Source organism: Sphingomonas limnosediminicola (genome assembly GCF_039537965.1).
In the GTDB taxonomy this organism is placed as follows: Bacteria; Pseudomonadota; Alphaproteobacteria; order Sphingomonadales; family Sphingomonadaceae; genus Sphingomicrobium; species Sphingomicrobium limnosediminicola.
On sequence record NZ_BAABBM010000001.1, the window covers coordinates 446,908 to 466,069 of the forward strand.

Annotated in this window: 16 protein-coding genes and 2 tRNA genes; 8 read left to right on the forward strand and 10 right to left on the reverse strand. The window is 64.2% G+C overall.

Annotation, left to right across the window (positions count from 1 at the left end; all coding sequences use genetic code 11):
- Nucleotides 1-11 precede the first annotated feature (11 nt).
- From ABD704_RS02215 to ABD704_RS02225, 3 genes are read right to left on the reverse strand one after another with little or no spacing between them, the layout of a single operon-like run.
- Nucleotides 12-824 (reverse strand): 4-(cytidine 5'-diphospho)-2-C-methyl-D-erythritol kinase, encoded by an 813-nt coding sequence (locus ABD704_RS02215; RefSeq protein ID WP_344698061.1) that lies wholly within the window; start codon nucleotides 822-824, stop codon nucleotides 12-14.
- The gene (locus ABD704_RS02220) at nucleotides 821-2,455 is read right to left on the reverse strand and encodes a tetratricopeptide repeat protein (RefSeq protein ID WP_344698063.1); all 1,635 of its coding nucleotides are present in this window, start codon (nucleotides 2,453-2,455) and stop codon (nucleotides 821-823) included. Before ABD704_RS02220 ends, ABD704_RS02215 begins: the two co-directional genes overlap by 4 nt.
- A 13-nt stretch (nucleotides 2,456-2,468) precedes the next feature.
- Nucleotides 2,469-4,118: an electron transfer flavoprotein-ubiquinone oxidoreductase gene (locus ABD704_RS02225; RefSeq protein WP_344698064.1), complete on the reverse strand. Its 1,650-nt coding sequence runs from the start codon at nucleotides 4,116-4,118 to the stop codon at nucleotides 2,469-2,471.
- A gap of 89 nt (nucleotides 4,119-4,207) precedes the next feature.
- Between ABD704_RS02225 and ABD704_RS02230 the strand changes: the two genes are divergently transcribed.
- The 5 genes from ABD704_RS02230 (at nucleotide 4,208) to ABD704_RS02250 (ending at nucleotide 9,556) form a co-directional block, all read left to right on the forward strand.
- The gene (locus ABD704_RS02230; protein WP_344698066.1) at nucleotides 4,208-4,927 is read left to right on the forward strand and encodes a uracil-DNA glycosylase family protein; all 720 of its coding nucleotides are present in this window, start codon (nucleotides 4,208-4,210) and stop codon (nucleotides 4,925-4,927) included.
- A gap of 8 nt (nucleotides 4,928-4,935) precedes the next feature.
- Complete coding sequence (locus tag ABD704_RS02235; RefSeq protein WP_344698067.1) at nucleotides 4,936-6,684, forward strand: lytic transglycosylase domain-containing protein; 1,749 nt, start codon at nucleotides 4,936-4,938, stop codon at nucleotides 6,682-6,684.
- 45 nt (nucleotides 6,685-6,729) lie between these two features.
- Entirely contained in the window at nucleotides 6,730-7,800 is a 1,071-nt protein-coding gene (locus ABD704_RS02240) for a PA0069 family radical SAM protein (protein ID WP_344698068.1), read from the forward strand.
- A 70-nt stretch (nucleotides 7,801-7,870) separates the two neighbouring features.
- Nucleotides 7,871-9,262 (forward strand): M28 family peptidase, encoded by a 1,392-nt coding sequence (locus ABD704_RS02245; protein ID WP_344698069.1) that lies wholly within the window; start codon nucleotides 7,871-7,873, stop codon nucleotides 9,260-9,262.
- Between the two features lie 24 nt (nucleotides 9,263-9,286).
- Complete coding sequence (locus ABD704_RS02250; protein WP_344698070.1) at nucleotides 9,287-9,556, forward strand: Rossmann-fold NAD(P)-binding domain-containing protein; 270 nt, start codon at nucleotides 9,287-9,289, stop codon at nucleotides 9,554-9,556.
- 37 nt (nucleotides 9,557-9,593) lie between these two features.
- On the opposite strand, the gene ABD704_RS02255 is transcribed toward ABD704_RS02250, so the two are convergent.
- The 4 genes from ABD704_RS02255 to ABD704_RS02270 form a co-directional block, all read right to left on the reverse strand.
- Nucleotides 9,594-9,670: transfer RNA gene (locus ABD704_RS02255), tRNA-Pro, on the reverse strand.
- A gap of 39 nt (nucleotides 9,671-9,709) precedes the next feature.
- Nucleotides 9,710-9,784, reverse strand: a tRNA-Ile gene (locus tag ABD704_RS02260).
- Between the two features lie 40 nt (nucleotides 9,785-9,824).
- Nucleotides 9,825-11,396 (reverse strand): sensor histidine kinase, encoded by a 1,572-nt coding sequence (locus ABD704_RS02265; RefSeq protein ID WP_344698071.1) that lies wholly within the window; start codon nucleotides 11,394-11,396, stop codon nucleotides 9,825-9,827.
- 176 nt (nucleotides 11,397-11,572) lie between these two features.
- On the reverse strand, nucleotides 11,573-12,829 hold the full coding sequence (locus tag ABD704_RS02270) for a tetratricopeptide repeat protein (RefSeq protein ID WP_344698072.1): 1,257 nt from the start codon (nucleotides 12,827-12,829) through the stop codon (nucleotides 11,573-11,575).
- Between the two features lie 391 nt (nucleotides 12,830-13,220).
- Here ABD704_RS02270 and gyrA point away from each other — a divergent pair, with 391 nt between their 5' ends.
- Both gyrA and ABD704_RS02280 read left to right on the forward strand, forming a co-directional pair.
- The gene (gene gyrA, locus ABD704_RS02275; protein WP_425565447.1) at nucleotides 13,221-15,953 is read left to right on the forward strand and encodes a DNA gyrase subunit A; all 2,733 of its coding nucleotides are present in this window, start codon (nucleotides 13,221-13,223) and stop codon (nucleotides 15,951-15,953) included.
- Nucleotides 15,954-16,044: 91 nt separating this feature from the next.
- Complete coding sequence (locus ABD704_RS02280; RefSeq protein WP_344698074.1) at nucleotides 16,045-16,512, forward strand: host attachment family protein; 468 nt, start codon at nucleotides 16,045-16,047, stop codon at nucleotides 16,510-16,512.
- Nucleotides 16,513-16,524: 12 nt separating this feature from the next.
- On the opposite strand, the gene ABD704_RS02285 is transcribed toward ABD704_RS02280, so the two are convergent.
- Nucleotides 16,525-16,956 (reverse strand): DUF488 domain-containing protein, encoded by a 432-nt coding sequence (locus ABD704_RS02285; protein WP_344698075.1) that lies wholly within the window; start codon nucleotides 16,954-16,956, stop codon nucleotides 16,525-16,527.
- Entirely contained in the window at nucleotides 16,953-17,342 is a 390-nt protein-coding gene (locus tag ABD704_RS02290; protein WP_344698076.1) for a VOC family protein, read from the reverse strand. The genes ABD704_RS02285 and ABD704_RS02290 overlap by 4 nt, the downstream gene beginning before the upstream one ends.
- A gap of 38 nt (nucleotides 17,343-17,380) precedes the next feature.
- Here ABD704_RS02290 and trmFO point away from each other — a divergent pair, with 38 nt between their 5' ends.
- Nucleotides 17,381-18,712 (forward strand): methylenetetrahydrofolate--tRNA-(uracil(54)-C(5))-methyltransferase (FADH(2)-oxidizing) TrmFO, encoded by a 1,332-nt coding sequence (trmFO, locus tag ABD704_RS02295; protein WP_344698077.1) that lies wholly within the window; start codon nucleotides 17,381-17,383, stop codon nucleotides 18,710-18,712.
- Here trmFO and ABD704_RS02300 read toward each other — a convergent pair.
- On the reverse strand, nucleotides 18,709-19,128 hold the full coding sequence (locus ABD704_RS02300) for a BLUF domain-containing protein (protein ID WP_344698078.1): 420 nt from the start codon (nucleotides 19,126-19,128) through the stop codon (nucleotides 18,709-18,711). The genes trmFO and ABD704_RS02300 overlap by 4 nt on opposite strands.
- Between the last annotated feature and the right edge of the window lie 34 nt (nucleotides 19,129-19,162).

A 19,162-nucleotide genomic window follows, 5' to 3' on the forward strand; every position in this document is an offset into this window, starting at 1 on the left:
GCGGCGCGCGTCTAGCGCAAGAAGGTCGCCAGGCGCCACCATTCACGCGGGACCCTGTCCCCCGCCTGATCGCGGTTCTCCTCCGTATCGAACAGCGCGAAGCAGGTCGCGCCCGATCCCGACATCTGGACGAAGGACGACCCGGGCTGAGCGGCGAGCCACGCGAGCAAGGTCTCGATCTGCGGAACCTGCGCGATGGCCGGAGCTTGCAGGTCGTTACGGCCGCTCCGCCAGTCCTGAAGAACTCCCCGGTCGATGCCGTCCCAGGCGTCGAACACGCTGGCTGTAGAAAGCGCCACGCGCGGGTTCACCAGCAGCACTGGCGAGCCGGACACATCGCCTAGATCAACGAGCTGCAATTGATCGCCGGCACCCTCGCCACGCGCTGCCATGCTCAGCAGGCAGGCAGGCACGTCGCCGCCAAGGCCGGGCGCAACCGCTTGAGCATGCGCCGGGTCAATTCCCCACACTGACGTCAACAGCCGGAGCGCCGCCCCCGCATCCGCCGAGCCCCCGCCGATCCCGGAAGCCACCGGGAGACGTTTTTCCAGCCTGATCGCCGCGCCGCCGCGCACGCCCGCCCGCTCGGCGAGCGCTCTCGCCGCTCGAAGTACCAGATTGTCATCGGCATTTCCGAGATCCGCCGCGAATGGCCCCGTCACTTCCAGTGTCAGGCCCCGTGCAGGCTCCGCGTTTAACCGATCGCCATCCGTGCAGAAGGCAAAGACAGTTTCGATCGCATGACGCCCGTCGGGCATCCTGTGCCTGACGTGAAGTGCAAGGTTGAGCTTGGCGGGCGCGATTTCCCGGGCGGCTTGGGTCAAGGCGCGGCGTTGGATGAGGACAGGCCGTTGAGGAGCTTCGCTTTGACGCGGCCGGCGACGTCGTCCTCGGCGGTTATCAGTGCCGCATTCCACGCGAACCGCGCCTCATATCGCCGGCCCGACTTAAAGAGAGCGTCGCCAAGATGTTCCTGAATCGCGGCCTGGTCCGGATCCTTCTCGGCCGCTTTTTGTAGCGTCGCGATCGCATCTTCCATCTTGCCGCGCTTGAACAGCGCCCAGCCGAGCGAATCCGTGATCGAGGCGTCATCGGGTGCCAGCGCGTTCGCCTTGCGGATCATCGCCTCGGCGGCGTCGAGGTCCTCGCCATGCTCGAGCTTGGAATAACCCATGAAGTTGAGCAGCAGCGGCTGCTCCGGCGCCAGGGCGAGGGCCTGCGTCAACGCCTGCTTGGTGTCCGGCCAACGGCCCGCCTCTTCAAAGCTGTTCGCCTGAAGCAGCAGCAGTGGCCAGGTCTGCGGCCTTAGCCCTTGCGCATTCGCTAGCGCGATCGCTCGAGCATATGCGTCGGCCGCCTCATTGTAGCGCTTCATCGACTGATAAACGTCGCCAAGGCGGGAGTAATCGCCCGACGTCGCGTTCGGCCGGTTGGCGGCCGCAGAAGCGATCGCAAAGGCGTCGTTGTACATCTTGTTTTCGCTGAAGACTCTGACCTGTGCATCCTGCACCTGCGATGTCAGGGGATCGTCGCGCGGGATCGATCGCAACAGCGCCAGGGCCTCGGCGGTACGGTTATCGCCTTCCAAGAGCAAAGCGAGCAGCGTGGTCGCACCGCTGTTCCTGGGATCGGCATATCGCGCGACCTGCACCAGTCCGATTGGCGGCGCCGACCGCTGCAACCGTGCCAAATCGGCTCCAAATGCCGTCAGCACCTCGCTCAGGGCCTCGGACGCATTGTCGATGCCCGCACCGCTTGTTTTCCCGGCAGCAATACGCTGCCGAGCCCCAGCGGCCTCCGAGCCCATGCCGTCGATCATCGCCAGCGCTCGCGCGCGATCGCCTGCAGCGAGGAAGCCGTCGGCAAAGGCCAGCCGCAGTCGAATCTCGCGCGCTCCGGCCGTCCCGATCGCCCGCCGCGCGCTCGGCTCGGCATCGGCGACCCGCTTGAACTTCAGAAGGATGAGCGCGCGCTGCTCAGGCTGTAGCGGGCTCAGCAACGTGTTGGCGGGAATCTGGTCGATCGCGGCGATCGCCCGGTCAGCATCGCCACGCTCGGCATAATCCCACGCCGTCAGCATAGGCGCGAGGAAGCTCAGATCAGCGTTCTCGCCGCTGCCCTTTAGCCAAGCCAATGCACGGTCGAGGCGATGCCGCTTCAATTCGTCTGAAGCCAGGAGAAGCCGAGCCTCCGTTGGCAGCTTCGTCGGCGGCAGCTTCGCAGCGAGACCGAGCGCGAGCTGCATCTGACCTGCGCCGATCGCCTCCGAGAGCGCCTTGCGGGCAATGTCGGCCGAGTCCGGCTGCGCATCTGCAAGCGCGGCGAAAAGCTCGGCAGAGCGTACATGATTGCCATTCATCGCCGCCGCGCGTGCTTCGACGTAAAGGCGCGCGGGATCGGTCGACACGATAGCGCTCGCCGGTGCGGGCGCCAGAGCGAGGGCGCCGAGTGCCACGGCACCCAGCCACTTACATGTTCGGATAATTGGGGCCTCCGCCGCCTTCGGGGGTGACCCAGTTGATGTTCTGGGTCGGGTCCTTGATGTCGCAAGTCTTGCAATGGACGCAATTCTGCGCGTTGATTTGCAGCCGGGGATCACCGCTCTCTGACTCCACGAATTCGTAGACGCCTGCCGGACAATAACGCTGTTCGGGCCCGGCATATACGGGCAGGTTGATGGCCGTCGGTATGTCCGCGTCCTTGAGCGTCAGATGAACCGGCTGGTCCTCTTCGTGATTGGTGTTCGAGATGAACACCGAAGAGAGGCGATCGAAGGTTAGCACGCCGTCCGGCTTCGGATAGTCGATGGGCGCGACGTAGCTCTTCTGCTTCAGCGTCGTGTTGTCGGCCTTGTGCTTGAGCGTCCACGGCACGCCGATCTTCAAATAGTTCAGCCACAGGTCGAGGCCGGCGTAGAGCGTTCCGATCACTCCGCCCCAGTGCGAGACCGCAGGCTGCGCGTTGCGGACGGTCTTTAGTTCCTTGACGATCCAGCTCTTGTGCAGCGCTGCCGGATAGGCCTCGAGCACGTCGCCAGACCGGTCGGAAGTTACCGCCGCAAAGGCTGCTTCCGCTGCAAGTATCGCCGATTTCATCGCGGTGTGCGTGCCCTTGATCCGGGGCACGTTCACGAAGCCGGCTGAGCAGCCGATCAGCGCACCGCCGGGGAACACCAGTTTCGGGATTGCCTGATAGCCTCCCTCATTGATGGCCCGGGCACCGTAGGAGACGCGGCGTCCGCCCTCGATCTCCGCCTTGATCGCCGGATGGGTTTTCCAGCGCTGCATTTCCTCGAACGGCGAGAGGTAAGGGTTCGAATAATCCAGAGCGACGACAAACCCGAGCGCAACTTGGTTGTTGTCCTGGTGGTAGAGGAAACCCCCGCCCCACGCGTCCGACAGCGGCCAGCCTTGGGTGTGTATCACTCGCCCGGGTTTGTGTTTCTCGGGAGGAATGTCCCACAATTCCTTGATTCCAAGACCGAATACTTGCGGGCCACTCTCCTTGCGAAGGTCGAACAGCTCCGTCAGCCTCTTGGTCAGGCTTCCGCGCGCGCCCTCGGCGAAGAGGGTGTAGCGGGCGTGCAGTTCCATGCCGGGCTGATAGTCGGCGCGATGGCTACCGTCGCGGGCTATCCCCATGTCGCCGGTCGCGACGCCCTTCACCGATCCGTCCTCGTTGAACAGAATTTCCGCGGCCGGGAAGCCGGGGAAAATCTCGACCCCCATTTCCTCCGCTTGCCCCGCCAGCCAGCGGCAGAAATTGCCGAGGCTCGCCGTGTAGGTTCCCTTGTTGTTCATGAAGGGCGGCATCAACCAGTGCGGGAAGGCGAATTTGCCGTTCTTCGACAACACCCAATGGTGGTTCTCGGTTACCGGCACGGTCAGCGGTGAGCCCTTGTCCTTCCAGTCAGGAATGAGCTCGTTCAGGGCGATCGGATCGATGACTGCGCCCGACAGGATATGCGCTCCGACTTCGCTGCCCTTTTCGAGGACGCAAACCGAAAGATCGCGCCCTGCCTCGGTGGCGAGCTGCTTGAGGCGAATGCCGGCCGTCAGCCCCGCTGGGCCTCCGCCGACGATCACCACGTCATACTGCATGGATTCGCGCTGGCTCATGGTCCTCTCGTCGCGGCGGGAACACTATTCGACTCGTCTGCCCTGCCAACTGATTGACCATGGCGTCAATGGCGGCGAAGATTGATGTAGTGGGCGGGGAAGTATCAGAAATCGGCTTTGCCGAGGCGCGCAGCGCATTGGCCTGGTGGCTCGAGGCCGGGGTCGACATCGCCGTGCAGGAAGAGCCGCGCGACTGGCTAAGGCCCGCGCCGCCACCCGCCAAGCCTTCTGCCAAAGAGCCCGCGCTCCAACCCAACATCGTCCAGCCGAGCCAGGAAACGCTCGCCGAGATTCAGGACTGGCTCGCCAGCAGCGTCCAGCTTCCGCTCGCCGGCCCCGGCGCCAAGCGTGTGCTTCCGCATGGGCCAGAACGGTCGCCAGTCATGCTGCTGAGCGATTCTCCGGCGCTTGAGGATGCGGCTGCAGGCCAGCCGATCGGCGGCGAGGCGTGGCAGCTCGCCCAACGGATGCTCGCGGCCATCGGGATTTCGGCCGACGACACCTACAGCGCCTCGATTTCCTGCTTCCACTCACCCGGCGCTCGGATGAGTCCCGCCGATCGCGAGGCATGCGCCGAGATCGCGCGGCACCACATCCGCCTCGCGCAGCCGCAGCGTCTGATTCTGTTTGGGGATGGCCCCTGCACGACCCTGCTCGGAAAGCGCCTCGTCGGAGCGCGCGGCCACATCCACAAGGTCGAAGGCGTTCGCACGGTTGCAACCTTTCATCCGCGCCATCTCATTAATCGGCCCTTAGACAAGTCTTTGGCATGGAAGGACTTATTGCTTCTGATGGAGGACGAGTCTTGAAGGCAGGAATGCTCGCGTTTGGAGCATTGATGTGGGCCGCGCCGGTGCTTGCGCAGGCCCAGGACCCGCTTGCGCCCATGCCGACCGGCACGGCGTCACCGCAGACTGGCCCGGCGAGTAACCCGGGTTACCCGGTGGCCGCCCCGCCCCTCCAACCTGTTCCAGTCGTCGTTGCTGCGCCGAAGGACTGGCGCGGAGTCTTCGACGCCATCGATAGCGGCAATTGGTCCGCGGCGCAGGCCGGCATTGCTACCCTGCCGCGGAGTATCCTGACGCCGCTGGCGAAGGCTGAACTCTATACGGCCAAAGGCTCGCCAGTTGTCGACCTCGGCTCGCTGGTGTCGCTTATCGCCGAAGCACCGGAGCTGCCCCAGGCCGACCAGCTCGCGCTGATGGCCTACAAGCGAGGCGCGACGACACCGCTGCTCGTCATCCCCGAGCGCGCAACAATGAACCTCGGCGCAGCACCGGTTCGCTATAGAACTCGTCCGGTGCAAGGCGAGCCTGTCGCCGACCAACTCCGCGCCCTCCTCGATCCGCTGATCAAGGCCGATGACGCGGCAGGGGCCGAGGCGCAGATGCTGATTTATGGCTCGCAGCTCTCGGTCGAGGCGCGCGCAGAAGCCGGGCAGCGCATCGCCTTCGTCTATTACGTCCTCGGCCTCGATGCCGATGCCCGCCGCGTCGCTGACACCTGGCGGCAGGGCGCGACCAGCGAGTGGTCGGCCCAGGCCGCGTGGGTATCTGGGCTCGCCTCCTGGCGCCTCGGCGATTGCGAATCCGCTTCTCGCGCCTTCCAGCAAACCGCGGCCTATGCTCAGCAGCGGGAGCTTCGTGCCGGCGCGCTCTATTGGGGCGCACGCGCAGAGCAGGCCTGCAACCGTCCGCGCGGCGTTGAACCACTGTTGAAAGCCGCCGCCCAATCTCCCGAAAGCTTTTACGGCCTCGTTGCCCGCCAAACTCTGGGCATGGACACCAAGCTGCCGAGCGATCCCCTTCTGGGTTTCGACCCCCCGATCGAACAATTGCCAAACGTACAACGGGCGGTGGAACTCGTCAGCATCGGCGAACCGTCGCTGGCCGAAGAACTCTTGCGCCATCAGGCGAAGATCGGCCTTCCGACCGAACATCACGCCCTGATCCAGCTGGCGAAAAAGCTCGACCTTCCCGCCGCGCAGCTATGGCTGGCGAACAACGGCCAGCCGGGCGCTCGCTCCGACGCGACAGACCGCTATCCCAATCCGCGCTGGAGCCCGGCCAACGGCTGGCGCGTGGACCCAGCGCTGGCGTTCGGTCACGTCGTGCAGGAATCATCCTTCCGCCGCACGGCTGTCAGCCCGGCCGGCGCGGTCGGCCTGATGCAGGTTCGGCCCGGCACTGCCGGCGACACGGCGCGCGCCCGCGGCACGGCGCTCGGCAACCTGTCCGACCCGGCGACGAACCTCGAATATGGCCAAACCTTCATCGAATTGATGCGTAGCTCAACGGCGACCGCCGGGCAGCTGCCGCGAGTCATCGCATCCTACAACGCTGGCCCACTCCCTGTAGGCCGCTGGGCATCGATCAACGACAAGGGCGACCCGCTGCTTTGGATCGAAAGCATCCCTTATTGGGAAACGCGCTACTACGTCCCCGCCGTCCTTCGGAACATGTGGGTCTACCAAGGCCTGAACAATGAGGACACGTCGACGCTGAAGGCCATTGCCGAACATCGTTGGCCGAGCTTCCCGACCAGCATGACAAGGCTCGCTCACTAGCTAAGTGTTCTTGTTATGTTCTTGGCGTGAGCGTAAGCTGCGCTCATGCCGGTCGAGTCGAGACAAGGGCGCGGAGCGACCCGTAATCCCACCCCCACGCGCTTCAATCTTCAGGAGCGGAGCGTCGAGGGCGAATGGCTCGATCAGGTCGAGGCACTGGACGGCGTTCCGAAACGCAGGACGACCGTCACCATCGAGCATCCGCGCTCGATCCTGACACGCAACAATTCGCCGGACATCGGCTTCGACCGCTCGGTCAACGCGTATCGCGGGTGCGAGCATGGCTGCATCTATTGTTTCGCGCGGCCGACCCACGCCTATCACGACCTGTCGCCGGGCGTGGATTTCGAATCCCGGCTCTTCGCCAAGCCTAATGCCGCGCAGCTGCTCCACGCTGCACTGTCCCGCCCGGGCTACGAGTGCAAACCGATCGCGATGGGGACGAATACCGACCCCTATCAGCCAATCGAGGAGCGCTGGCGCATCACGCGTTCGCTGGTCGAGCTTCTGGTCGAAACCCGCCATCCCTTCACAATCACCACCAAGTCGGACCGTGTGCTGCGCGACATCGACTTGCTCAAGCAGGCAGCCGACCTGCGGCTTGCCTCCGTGGCGCTGTCGGTGACGTCACTCGACGCGAAAATCGCGCGCACGCTGGAACCGCGCGCGCCGCAACCCCGCAAGCGCCTCGCGGCGATTAAGCAGCTCAATGAGGCCGGCATACCCTGCTACGTCGCCATCGCGCCGGTGGTGCCGCAGATCACCGATCATGAGCTCGAACATATCGTCGAGGCCGCGGTCGAAGCCGGCGCGGCGGGCGGGTTCTATCTTCCGGTTCGACTGCCACACGAGGTGGCGCCGCTATTCCGCGCCTGGCTCGACGAGCATTTCCCCGATCGAGCGGGCAAGGTGATGGCAACGATCCACTCCCTTCGCGGCGGACGCGACAACGACCCCGATTTCTTCAGCCGGATGCGGGGCCAGGGACCGTGGGCCGACCTCATCCGCACCAGGTTCGACATCGCCTGCAAGCGGTTCGGCCTCGTGCACGCCAAGTTCCCGCTGCGCACCGACCTGTTCCAGCCGCCGGAAGGCGCGCAGATGCGACTACTTTAATCGACCAGCGCGTGAATTTAATCGATGCGCAGCCGTGACTTCGCATTCGTCCTTGCTTAGGCGCCGAATGATGAAATCACGCCTAATCGCCGCCTTCCTGATTGCGGCCGCCGCCCCAGCTCTCGCCCAACAGCCGCCTGCGCCGATGCCGGTTGTCCCCGCCCAGATTGCTGCGCTCCGCGACGCGGCGCTTCAGGACAATTTTGCCTGGGACATCACGGAAGGACTCACGACGGAAGTCGGTCCACGCCTCGATGGCACGCCCGCCGAAGCCCGGGCGCGCGAATGGGCGGTCGCCAAGCTTCGCGCACTGGGCTTTTCCAATGTCCGCGTCGAGAATTTCACCATCACCAACTGGACGCGCGGCGCCGAAGATGCGGAGATCCTCGCTCCCTTCCCGCAGCGGCTCGTCGTCGCCGCGCTCGGCAACAGCGCCTCGACCGGCCCGTCGGGCATCACAGGTGAAGTCGTCGGCTTCGACACGCTTGGCGACCTGCAGGCAGCGCCTGACTCCGCCGTTCGCGGCAAGATCGTCTTCGTAAGCCATGCCATGCCGCGCACGCAGGACGGCTCCGGCTACGGCTATTTTGGCGGCCCGCGGCGTCAGGGCCCTACCGTCGCCAGTCAGAAGGGGGCGCTGGCGATCGTCATCCGCTCGATCGGTACCGATTACCACCGCAACCCGCACGCCGGCGTTCAGACCTTCGGTACTGGCGTCAAGCCGATCCCTGCCGGCGCGCTCAGCCTGCCGGACGCAGAGCAGCTTCAGCGCATTCTGAAGCGCCGCAAGCCGGTCACCATGCATCTGACCTTGGTTTCGCAGAGCGGTCCAGCGCCATCGGGCAACGTGATCGCAGAACTCCCGGGCCGCGACCCCAAGCTTCCGCCGATCCTGGTCGGCGGTCACCTCGACAGCTGGGACCTCGGCACCGGCGCTATCGACGATGCGTCAGGCATCGCAATCGCGACTGCAGCGGCTAAGCGGATCATGGACGCGGGCCGTCCACTGCGCACAATCCGCGTCGTTTGGTTCGGATCGGAGGAGATGGGGCTGTTCGGCGGCCTCGACTATCAGAAACGCCACGGGTCGGAACCGCACTACGCCATGGCCGAAAGCGATTTCGGCGCAGGCAAGATTTGGAAGGTCAACACGAAGCTCGGCAAGGATCGCGATGCCGAAGCCCGCCTTCTTCAGGCAGCGCTGGCGCCGCTTGGCATCGTCCCGGGCAAGATGGACGACGCGGATGGCTCCGACATCGGCCCAATGATCGAGGCGGGCGCGCCCGGCGTAGGTCTCAGCCAGGACGGGACATACTACTTCGACCTTCACCACACACCGGACGACACGCTGGACAAGATCGACCTTGGTGACCTTCGCCAGAATGTCGCGGCATGGACAGCGATGCTCGCCGTGCTATCGGGCGGAATCGAACCGGAGCCGAAACGCAAGTTGCGGCGTTGAGGCCTCCAAACAATGGAGGAAACCATGCGCATCGCACTCGCCATCCCGCTTCTTCTTCTGGGCGCCTGCAACGTCAGCAAGGAAGGCAATTCGGTAACCGTTCAATACGACCAGAACACGGCGGAAAACACCGCCGCCGCTGTCGGCAACACGGCGCAGAATATCGCGGCCGACATTGGCAACGATGTTCAAAAGACTGGCGACAAGATCGAAAACAAAGTCGGCAACACTGACATCAGCGTGAACGTCAACCACGACGAGAAGACCGACAACAAGGTCGAGAACAAGCATTAACCCGACGCTTCATCCGGCCACCGCTCTCAAAAGGCGGTGGTCGGGGAGACAGGATTCGAACCTGCGACCCTCTGCTCCCAAAGCAGATGCGCTACCAGACTGCGCCACTCCCCGATAACCTCCCCGATCCAAGCGCCGCTCGGATCGAAGCCCTGGTGGGCCCGGAGGGATTCGAACCCCCAACCTAGCCGTTATGAGCGGCCGGCTCTACCGTTGAGCTACAGGCCCTCCCCGGCGTCGGATTCGATAGCGGCGCGATAGCGCCAAGTCACGCACGCGGAAAGGACAGAGTGAGGCCTGCGCGTGTCGGTGCCAGGTCGCCGCCCGCAATCCGTGCGAGGCCGCGGACCAGGCGCAGCGAAAATCCAGCAAGAAGCCCTGGTTTCTCAGGCCCCTCGCTCGCCGCCGCGTCGAACAATTGCGCGTCCGGAATGCTTCGCAGCGCCTGCGGACGTGAGACTGAAATCCGGCACTGCTCATTGTTCTGCTCGAGCGAAATTTTCAGTCGTTCGCCGGCGTCGGCGCGCTCGATGACCGCACTGCCGAGCCGGATCAGCAGCCGCTCGGCGATTTCCGGCTCGACGGCCGCGATCACGGCAGAAGTGGTCGGCGTCAGGTTCAGCTCGACGCTGCGCTGCGCTGCCTCGGCGGAGAGCGTTTCGCCCACCCGCTCGGCAAGACGAAGCAAATCCACGCGCCGCTCACCGCCGCCGCCCGCAGAGTGAACTTTCGCGGCAAAATCCAAGTCATCGATTGCTCGTAGGAGCAGACGGGCCTCGCTGACGATATCGCCGGCGCGCTTGCGATAGCGATAGTCGGCCGGACCGAGATACTGCCCCTCGATGATCTCCGCGAAACCGATGATAGCCGTAAGCGGCGTCTTGATTTCATGCACCAGCTCGCGCAGCGAATCCGGGTCGGCGAGGATCTCGACTGCCGGTTCGCTTGGCTCCGGTCGCGCCGTCTCGCGCAGGGCGATCCCGCGATACCCGGCGAAGCGGCCATCGGTCGGGTCGAAGGCCGGCAACCCGCTGATCTTCCATTCGCCGGCGACCAGGCCGTCGCCGGACACCGTCATCTCCCCATCGCGAAAGGGCGCGCGCATCGCAAAGGCCCGGGTGACCTCATCATCGATGCGATCCTCGTCATCGTCCTGCACGCGGGCGATCGACCGGCCGATCAGGGCGCCACGCGGCGCGCCCTCGACCCAGGCGATGTCTCCGCTCGGCCCGCACTCCCAGCGAAAGAGCGATGGCGCCTCGACCGGCAATGGCGCGAGAGAAGCGGTACGTGAGGCCGACCGAGCACGCCGCCGGCGTTCGATCCTGGCGACAACGTCGTGCAGTGACGGCGTGGGCGTCGGGGTTGGCGTGGTGGCCGGGGCAGGAACCGGAGCCTCAGGAGATTCGACAAAAGGTTCCGGGGCCGGTTCACGCTCAGCGGGCGCCGCAACCGCCGGTACTTCCGGATGAAGCGCCTCGACGAAACGCCTGGTTTCCTCGTCGGCATGGCTCAGGACCGCCTGCCACTGCGCTCGTTCCAGCGTGGCCGCCGCGAGCACTGGCGCCGAAACTGTCAGACCATCCGAGACGAAATATTCGAGCAGCCCGACCGGCAGCGGCCGTGCAGCGACTGCACGGGCGGCCGCGGCCCGCAATTCCTCGTCGATATTCGGTGCTTCGGTGCGGATCACCTCCAGCGCGTGATCGACCACGGGGCTCGCACTCGCCGGCCCCGCGCGGGCGACGAGATCGACCAGCTGTCGCCAACGCACCGCCGCGTCGTGGCGGTCGCCGGCCGGCTGGCTCAATACGGTCAGGAGACGATCGTCGAAACGCACCTAATCCAACATCCTCACGAGCCTATCTGCTAGGCTCTACGCGAGCGTTCAATTCCCGCTAACAAGGTGTTGGTAAACCATCCCGAAACGGGACGGTTCACACAAGAGGCCAAATCGCAAAAAGAAAGGGCGCCGGACCCGCGCCCGACGCCCCCGAAACTTACCCGGGGAAAGTTTTAGCCCCGCTGAGCGTAGAGTAGCCAATATTTTGCAATCGTCGCTTGCGTACCGCCGACCTTGTTGAAGGCCGCGGTGGCGCCGGCCTTGTCACCGGCGCGCGCAAGCGCTTCGCCCTGCCGAAGGTTCGCGACATTCGCGTCCGCACCAGCCGCCGCCGCTCTGCCATAAAGTTCGGCGGCCTTCTGGTAATTGCCTGCGCCGTAATAAGCGTCGGCAACGCGCATGTAGGCGTTCGGGACCTTTGCGCCGGCTTCGCGAGAAGAAAGTTCCGCCGCTGTCGGCGCCGTCTTGCCCCTCAAGGCATTCTGCAGATCCTGAATAACCGGATCGCTCGCCTTGATCCGGCCAGAGGAAATGCCCTCGGCGAGAACGGCCTTGGCTTCGCCATAGTTCATCGAATTGATCGTCTCGGACGCGTAGACATTATAGTCCCCGCTGCCCCGCATCGAACCCGTCGCGCTGGCAAGCCGCATGATGTCCAGCGCAAGCGAGGAGTCCGGGTTGCCAATGTTGCGATAGATCGCCAGCGCGTCGTGCCAGCTGTCCGGCGTCGGATAAGCAGCGACCCACTGGCGGCTTAGCTCGAGTGCCTGAGGCGAGCGTGCGCCGTAAGCGACGCCAACCGCCTGCTTGTAAAGCTCTTCCGGCGCTTTCTGACCAGTCGCAGCGCCCTGCTGAATGGCCTTCAGCAGCGTCGCTGAAGCGGCTTCCTTATTACCCGATGCATTCTGCGCGAGACCAAGGAACTTCACCGCTTCCGCATTGCTGGGATCGATCGTGGTCGCCTTCTGGAAAAGGCTCGCGGCTTCCGCGTACTTCTTGTCGTTGTAAGCCGCGACGCCGAGCTGTGTGTAGATTCCCGAGACCGTCGACGCCGGAGCAAAGCCCGAGGCAGCAATCTCGTCAGCCCCCTGCAGCATCCCCGCGGGATCCTTCGCCGCCTGCGCGGCCTCGAGCTGGAGTGCGCCGACAGCAAAATGATCGTCTTTGGTCTGTGCGACGGCTTTTGCGGCAGCAAGCTTGGCCGGAATGGAAGCCGTGTCGTGGGCCTTCACGGCCTTCTGCAGCTCGATGATCGCCTTGCCTGCCTTGTTGGATAGGGTCGGAGTCTTAGCATCCGACTTCGGCGCCGCCGAAGGTTGGGTCGGGCCCGTGGGCTGCGGAGCCGACGTCGGCGTGTTGTATTGCGCTGCGGCCGGTGCGGCCACCAGGCCGGCCACGAGCACGATCGCGCTGCTACTAATGAGTTTCATGACTTAGTTCCTCCTGATACCGGCTTGAGGTCGCCGGCTTAAATAACGCCGAGGCCGATTAGACCCGTCTCATATCGAGTCCAAGCCAGATGTGGCAAAGCGACTGAACGCTCTTTGAACCGGCTGTTTCAGAAGGGAAATTCGCGCTCACGAAATAGCCTTCCGAGATAGTCTTCTCACGCGTGCGCGTACGCGCGCGGGGTGGCAATCGCCTGACCGATGGACTAGGTAGGGATCGGGAGGGCGGCAACAGCGTGCACCCCCCGCGTGTACCCTTAAGATACAGGACCTTTTCTTGGCCACTCAGCCGCCGGTCGACGACCGCAAAGACGACAACACCCCACCCTCCGGCGGAGACCGCGACATCGCGCCGATCTCCATCGTCGAGGAGATGAAGACCAGCTACCTCGATTACGCGATGAGCGTGATCGTCAGCCGCGCGCTGCCAGACGTGCGCGACGGCCTGAAGCCGGTCCATCGCCGCATCCTCTACGCCTGCCAGGAAGCCGGCTACGTCGCCGGGCGCCCGTACCGCAAGTCAAGCCGCATCGTCGGTGACGTCATGGGTAAGTATCACCCCCACGGCGACAGCGCGATCTACGACGCCCTTGCGCGCATGACGCAGGACTGGTCGATGCGGGTCCCGCTCATCGACGGCCAGGGCAATTTCGGCTCGATGGACCCGGATCCGCCCGCGGCCATGCGTTACACTGAAGCGCGGCTGGCCAAGGTCGCCAACTTCCTGCTCGGCGACATCGACCGCGACACGGTCGACTTCACGCCCAATTATGACGCGTCGGAGCGCGAGCCCCAGGTTCTCCCTGCCCGATTCCCGAACCTGCTTGTCAATGGTGCCGGCGGCATCGCGGTCGGCATGGCCACCAACATCCCGCCCCATAACCTCGGCGAGGTGCTTGCTGCTTGCCGCGCCTACATGGACGATCCAGCGGTCACGTCCGAAGACCTGATGGTACATGTGAAGGGCCCCGACTTCCCGACCGGTGGCTTGATCCTCGGCCAGGCAGGCATTCGCGGCGCGTACACCGCGGGCCGCGGGTCGATCATGGTCCGCTCGCGGCACCACGTCGAGGAAAGCCGCGGCGACCGTCGCTCCATCGTCCTCACGGAAATTCCTTACCAGGTCGGCAAGAACGGCCTTGTCGAGAAGATCGCCGAAGCTGCCAAGGACAAGCGCATCGAGGGTGTCTCCGACATTCGCGACGAATCCAATCGCGAAGGCGTGCGGATCGTCATCGATCTGAAGCGCGATGCCACGCCCGATGTAGTTCTCAACCAGCTGTGGCGGCACACGCCGGCGCAATCGAGTTTCCCCGCGAACATGCTCGCCATTCGTGGCGGCAAGCCGGAAACGCTGACGCTTCGCGACTTCATCGAAGCCTTCATCCGCTTCCGCGAGGAAGTGATTACCCGCCGGGCGAAGTTCGAGCTTCTGAAGGCTCGCGAGCGCGCGCACATCTTGCTCGGCCTAGTCGTCGCCGTCACCAACCTCGACGAGGTCGTGAAGCTGATCCGCAGCTCTGCCTCGCCCGCGATTGCCCGTGAAAAGCTCCTCGACCGCGCGTGGCCGATGGAGGAGATCCGCTCCTACATTGCGCTCGTCGAGGCGGTCGAACCGCTGACTGCCGACAAAGAATACCGTCTGTCGGAAGCGCAGGTCCGCGCCATTCTCGAGCTTCGCCTCCATCGCCTTACCGCCCTCGGCCGCGACGAAATCGGAAATGAGCTTGAAGGTCTCGCCAAGAACATCGGCGAACTGCTTGAAATCCTTGCGAACCGCGTGCGCCTTTACGAAGTGATGCGCGAAGAGTTCGACGAGGTGGAAGCCGAATTCGCCACCCCGCGAGTCTCGGAACTCGCGCCCGCTGCCGACGGCATCGAGGACGAAGATCTGATCGAGCGCGAGGACATGGTGATCACGGTCACCATGGGCGGGTACATCAAGCGCACGCCGCTGGCCCTGTTCCGTGAGCAGAAACGTGGCGGCAAGGGCCGCGCCGGCATGGCGACGAAGGACGAGGACGCGGTCACCAACCTGTTCGTTACCTCGACGCACAATCCGGTGCTGTTCTTCTCCAACCTCGGCCGCGTCTACCGCATGAAGGTGTGGCGGCTTCCGGAAGGCGGGCCGAACACCAAGGGTCGGCCAATGGTCAATCTCCTGCCGCTGGCCAATGGCGAGACGATCTCGACTGTCCTGCCCTTGCCGGAGGATGAGACGGAATGGGGCGGTCTGCACATCATGTTCGCCACGGCGCACGGAACCGTCCGCCGCAACAGCATGGCCGCCTTCACCAACATCCCGACCGCCGGCAAGATCGCGATGCGCTTCGGCACCGGTGCGGTCGAAGGCGCCGAGACCGACGATAGCGACGAGCAGGCCGATCCGACCGATCGCCTTATCGGCGTTTCGCTCCTCACCGAGGAAGACGACGTCCTGCTTGCGACCCGTCACGGCAAGGCGATCCGCTTCCAGGCCACCGATGTCCGCGAATTCCAGTCGCGCACATCGACCGGTGTCCGAGGTGTTCGCCTGCTTGAGGGCGACGAGGTTATCTCCATGTCGATCCTCCACCGCGTCGGAACCAACCAGGAAGAGCGCGAGGCCTATCTCCGCTTCGCCCCGTGGAAGGGTGAGAAAGAGGGCGAATGCACGCTCTCGCCGGAGCGCATTGCTGAGCTTGCCGAAAAGGAGCAGTTCATTCTCACCATCACCGAGAATGGCTACGGCAAGCGTTCATCGGCCTACGAATACCGCCGCACCAACCGCGGTGGGCAAGGCATCACCAACATCGACACGTCCGAGCGCAATGGCTGCGTCGTCGCCAGCTTCCCGGCCCAGCAGGGCGAGCAGCTCATGCTGGTCACCGACCAGGGCAAGATGATCCGTACGACCGTCGGCAGCATCCGCATCGCGGGGCGCAACACGATGGGCGTCACCATCTTCAAGGTCGCCAATAACGAGCATGTCGTGAGCGTCGCGAAGATCGACGAAAGCGACGAGGAAGAGATCGAAATCGAAGGCGGCGAGGAGCATTCGCCGGTCGACGATGCGGTCGTTGGTGAAAGCGAGCTTGAGAAGCCCGCCGATCCGGCGCAGGAGTAAGACGCCCCGGCGGCCTCTTGCTGCGACGAACAGCTGAAACCGGGCGGGGCCGGGTCGCGTTCTCCTGACATTGTCAAAGGAGTTATCGTCTATGCCCCTTCCCAACAACGCGCTGGTCCTCGTCGCCGACGGAACCAAGGTTCTGTTCCTCCGCAATCACGGTGACGAAAACCAGATCGACCTGCGCACGGAAGCGCACGACCAGCGTGAGGATCGGAAGGACCGCGAAATCAAGACCGACGCGCCGGGTTCGACTCAGCAGAGCTTCGGCTACGGCCGTTCGACCTATGAAGAGCCCGACTTCAAACAGCAGGAAGAGGACCGCTGGATCAAGGATGCGGCTGACGAGCTGAAAGCGCGCGTGCTGCGCAACGATTTCGACGCCCTCGCCATCGTCGCACCGCCCAAGGCGCTCGGCGTTCTCAAGAAGAAGCTCCACAAGGAAGTGGAAAAAAGGGTCGTCTGCACGGTGAACAAGGAAATGAGCGGCCGCACGATCCCCGACATCGAAGCGCTGCTCAACGGCCACACCCGTCCGGAAGAACTGCCGATCGCCTGAAGCCCGCGACGCTCAGGCGTAGAGGTCCACGACCTCCGCGCCGTGAGCGACCGCGTTCAGCAATAGAGTGCGGTGGCAATGCGCCGGTTCCCGCTCGAAGCAAAGCAAGGCACTTGGCTTCTCCGCCGCGAGCGCGAGCATTTGTGCGGATTGTGCAATCGCCTCGGTAAGCTCGAGTTGGCCGGCATAAATCCGCTCGAGGTCGGCATGGCGCCCGGCGCGGGCTGCCGCTCGTCCTTCAGCCGGCGTCCCGAGCGCCTTGAGGTGGACATATTCGATCCCCGCCTCTTCCAGCGCGGCGCGCAGCGGCGACTTCGAAAATCCTGGGCGCCGCGACAGCGGCAGGGCGCGAACGTCAATCACCCTTTTCACCCCAGCATCCTGAAGCGCGGCGAGGAACTCCTCGACCGTTGTCCCTTCGTATCCGATGGTGAAGATCTTCATGCTTCAGCGTAGCAGACGGCCTCGATGTTCGCGCCGTCGGGGTCGTAAACGAAGGCCGCATAATAGTTGGGCCCATAGTTCGGCCGAGGGTCGGGTCTTCCATTGTCGCGACCGCCCGCCTTCATCGCCTGTTCGTAAAATTGATCGACCTGCTCAAGACGGTCAGCGCGAAAGGCGACATGCAGTCCGTCTCCGACTTTGCTCTTGTCGGCAATCCAGAAGATCTTTTCTCCAGGCACGCCGAAGCCAAGTGCCGTGCTTCCATTCTCCGTCTGCTCAGGCGTCGCTTCCATCTGCACCGACATCCCCAGCGGGCGGAGCGCGGCCTCGTAGAATTTGCGCGACCGGTCGATGTCGGAAACCGCAATACCCATATGGTCGATCATCTTGCGCTCCTTGCGTCGGGATATAGGGACAACGCCCCATGACGTTTGACGTTCACGTGATCGGCGGCGGCCTCGCGGGCTCCGAAGCTGCCTGGCAACTTGCCGAGGCGGGCCTGCGCGTTCGCCTCAGCGAAATGCGCGGCGGCGGCGACAGCACGCCGGCGCACGAGAGCGACCGGCTCGCCGAAATGGTCTGCTCGAACAGCTTCCGAAGCGACGATGCCGAGCACAACGCGGTTGGCCTCCTCCATCAGGAAATGCGCGATCTTGGCTCCCTGATCATGCGCTCGGCGGACGCCCATCGCGTGCCGGCTGGATCCGCGCTCGCCGTCGACCGCGATGCCTTCGCCGCCGAAGTCACAAGCGCCGTCGAACAGCATCCAAAGGTCGAGATCGTTCGCGAACGGGTCGACGCTCTACCCGATCATCCGACCATCATCGCCACCGGCCCTCTCACCGGATCGCGTCTGGCCGAGGCTATTGCCGCCGAGACCGGCGAAGGAGCCCTCGCCTTCTTCGACGCCATCGCGCCCATCGTGCACCGCGACAGCATCGACATGGACATCGCCTGGATGGCCGCGCGCTGGGACAAGGGAGGCAAGGATTACGTCAATTGCCCGATGGACCGCGAACAGTACCAGGCTTTCGTCCAGGCGCTGGTCGACGGCGAAAAGACCGAGTTTAAGGATTGGGAAAAGGATACCCCCTACTTCGAAGGTTGCATGCCGATCGAGGTGATGGCCGAGCGCGGCCCCGAGACCCTGCGCTTCGGCCCGATGAAGGGCGTCGGCCTGGACAATCCAAAGACAGGCCGCTGGCCCTACGCCTGCGTCCAGCTTCGGCAAGACAACGCGCTTGGCACGCTCTGGAACATGGTCGGCTTCCAGACCAAGCTGAAGCACGGCGAGCAGGTCCGCATTTTCCGCACCATCCCCGGTCTCGAGAATGCGGAGTTCGCGCGGCTTGGTGGCATTCACCGCAACAGCTTCATCAACTCGCCGCGCCTGCTCGACGCCCAACTGCGCCTAAGATCAAAACCGAATATTCGCTTCGCCGGCCAGATCACAGGCTGCGAGGGCTATGTCGAAAGCGCCGCCGTCGGCCTGATCGCCGCGAGATATGCCGCGGCGGAGCTGCGCGGAGACAGGCTGGCCGCACCGCCGCCCGAGACTGCGCTTGGCGCCCTGCTAGGCCACATAACTGGCGGCGCCGACGCCGAGACGTTCCAGCCCATGAACGTCAACTTTGGCCTCATGCCGCCACCCGAAGGCCGCTCGAAAAAGGCCGATCGCAAGAAAGCCTATACCGTCCGTGCCAGAAGCGCGTTCGCAGACTGGCTGGCCGACCCCACAGCCAAGGAACTCGCTTAGTCGTCGAACTGGAGGGTCGAGATCAGCTCGGTCATCCGGAAAAGCCGAAGCTGGATTTCTTCGGGCACCGTATCCGGCAAGCGTTCGGCAATCGCTTCGCGGGCCTTGAAAAAGCCACCTTCGACATGAGCCAGCTCCATCGCCCAGCCGGGAAAGCAGCGCTCGGCGATCCTCCGCTCGTCGCGGATTTCGAGACCGGTATGCCGGGGATCTTGTCGAAGACGCACCATGAGCGCGTCGATCGCCGATCGCGTCCCTTCGACGATCTGCAGGAAATGCGTCCCGTTGAAGATGAGCAGCCCGGTCAACCCGTCGAGCGCGTTGAGCTCGCGGGCCGACCGGTGAATTGCTTCAATGTCTGATCTCTTGAGGCCGGCGCGGGCGAGGCTCGTGTAGGTCAAAGACGTCAAATCCATCCGGCTGGGTTATCGCCAAAATGGATCGTCACAA

Excerpts from the sequence above, each read along its gene's own strand:
- ABD704_RS02240 (WP_344698068.1), top strand. The coding sequence starts at position 6,730 with ATGCCGGTCGAGTCGAGACAAGGGCGCGGAGCGACCCGTAATCCCACC.
- trmFO (WP_344698077.1), top strand. The coding sequence starts at position 17,381 with ATGACGTTTGACGTTCACGTGATCGGCGGCGGCCTCGCGGGCTCCGAA.
- ABD704_RS02285 (WP_344698075.1), bottom strand. The coding sequence starts at position 16,956 with ATGAAGATCTTCACCATCGGATACGAAGGGACAACGGTCGAGGAGTTC.
- ABD704_RS02290 (WP_344698076.1), bottom strand. The coding sequence starts at position 17,342 with ATGATCGACCATATGGGTATTGCGGTTTCCGACATCGACCGGTCGCGC.
- ABD704_RS02245 (WP_344698069.1), top strand. The coding sequence starts at position 7,871 with ATGAAATCACGCCTAATCGCCGCCTTCCTGATTGCGGCCGCCGCCCCA.
- ABD704_RS02270 (WP_344698072.1), bottom strand. The coding sequence starts at position 12,829 with ATGAAACTCATTAGTAGCAGCGCGATCGTGCTCGTGGCCGGCCTGGTG.
- ABD704_RS02250 (WP_344698070.1), top strand. The coding sequence starts at position 9,287 with ATGCGCATCGCACTCGCCATCCCGCTTCTTCTTCTGGGCGCCTGCAAC.
- gyrA (WP_425565447.1), top strand. The coding sequence starts at position 13,221 with ATGAAGACCAGCTACCTCGATTACGCGATGAGCGTGATCGTCAGCCGC.
- ABD704_RS02235 (WP_344698067.1), top strand. The coding sequence starts at position 4,936 with ATGCTCGCGTTTGGAGCATTGATGTGGGCCGCGCCGGTGCTTGCGCAG.
- ABD704_RS02280 (WP_344698074.1), top strand. The coding sequence starts at position 16,045 with ATGCCCCTTCCCAACAACGCGCTGGTCCTCGTCGCCGACGGAACCAAG.
- ABD704_RS02300 (WP_344698078.1), bottom strand. The coding sequence starts at position 19,128 with ATGGATTTGACGTCTTTGACCTACACGAGCCTCGCCCGCGCCGGCCTC.
- ABD704_RS02225 (WP_344698064.1), bottom strand. The coding sequence starts at position 4,118 with ATGAGCCAGCGCGAATCCATGCAGTATGACGTGGTGATCGTCGGCGGA.